This window comes from Amycolatopsis sp. NPDC003676 (genome assembly GCF_053587275.1).
Genome location: NZ_JBSFNS010000418.1, coordinates 1 through 1070 on the forward strand (window position 1 = coordinate 1; position 1070 = coordinate 1070).

The following is a 1070-nucleotide window of genomic DNA, read 5'->3' on the forward strand; positions in this document are numbered from 1 at the left end:
GCCGCAAACTGCCCGCGCTGGTGCCACAGGTGGTGGAGGACCAGACCGCCCGGCTGCTCGACGGGCTGCGCACCGGCGTGCTCGACGTCGCCCTGCTCGCGCTGCCCACCGACGCCCCCGGCCTGGTCGAGATCCCGCTGTACTCCGAGGAATTCGTGCTCGTCACCCCGCGCGGGCACGAGCTCGCCGGGCGCACCGACCTGGCCGCGCCGGTGCTGGCCGACATGCCGTTGCTGCTGCTGGACGAAGGCCACTGCCTGCGCGACCAGACGCTCGAGCTGTGCCGTACCGCCGAGGTGCACCCCGGCGCGGTCGGCGACACCCGCGCCGCCTCGCTGACGACCGTGGTGCAGTGCGTCGCGGGCGGCCTCGGGGTGACCCTCATCCCGCAGATGGCCGTGGCCACCGAGACCGCGCGGGCCACCCTCGACACCGCGCGCTTCGCCGATCCCGCGCCGGGCCGCACGATCGGGCTGGCATATCGGGGGTCATCCGCGCGGGCCGAGGATTACGAATACCTCGCAGCTGTGATCCGATCGAAGCGGCCCTTTTAGATCTCATCTGTTCGTACGACGATATTCCGGGCCGTCGGTGCTGTCCTTTATAGGGTGACGATTCCGTCGTGGGATCGGCACGACAAATGTGGGAGACAGTCGAAGGAATGGCCATGTACAAAGTACGTTCAACCATCGCGGTGCTCGCTTGTGCGCCGATGATCGCTCTAGGTGCCGGCGTCGCCGGCGCAGCACCCGCGGCGGACCCCGTCCCCGTCGCACCGGTTCCGGTTCAGGTCGAGCCCGTTGTGTTGTCACCGTTCATCACGATCCCCGGTGCCTTCCTCGCATGCGGCATCGTCCTGATCACCGTTCCCTTCTTGTACCCGGTCTGCGTGGTCTGACACGCAGATGCCGAAAACGAGAAGCAATCAAGGCACTCCCGCACTTCAGCGCGGGAGTGCCCCTACGACATGGGGTCGGTGGTGGATCGCCGCCGCCACGCTGCTGCTGGTCTGGGGCACTGTCGGCACTGTCGGGACGGCGCAGGGAGCCGCCCCGGTGACGCTCGGTGGT

General features: G+C 68.6%; 2 protein-coding genes. Both read left to right on the forward strand.

What is annotated here, in order from left to right; translation table 11 throughout:
• Positions 1-554: LysR substrate-binding domain-containing protein (locus ACWDNU_RS46880; protein ID WP_449673587.1), on the forward strand; the 554-nt coding region annotated here is incomplete at its 5' end.
• A 107-nt stretch (positions 555-661) separates the two neighbouring features.
• A complete protein-coding gene (locus ACWDNU_RS46885) occupies positions 662-898 on the forward strand; it encodes a hypothetical protein (RefSeq protein WP_355277618.1) in 237 nt (78 codons plus the stop codon).
• Positions 899-1070 lie beyond the last annotated feature (172 nt).

What these genes read in the sequence shown, in the direction of transcription:
- ACWDNU_RS46885 (WP_355277618.1), top strand. Translation starts at nt 662, where the DNA reads ATGGCCATGTACAAAGTACGTTCAACCATCGCGGTGCTCGCTTGTGCG.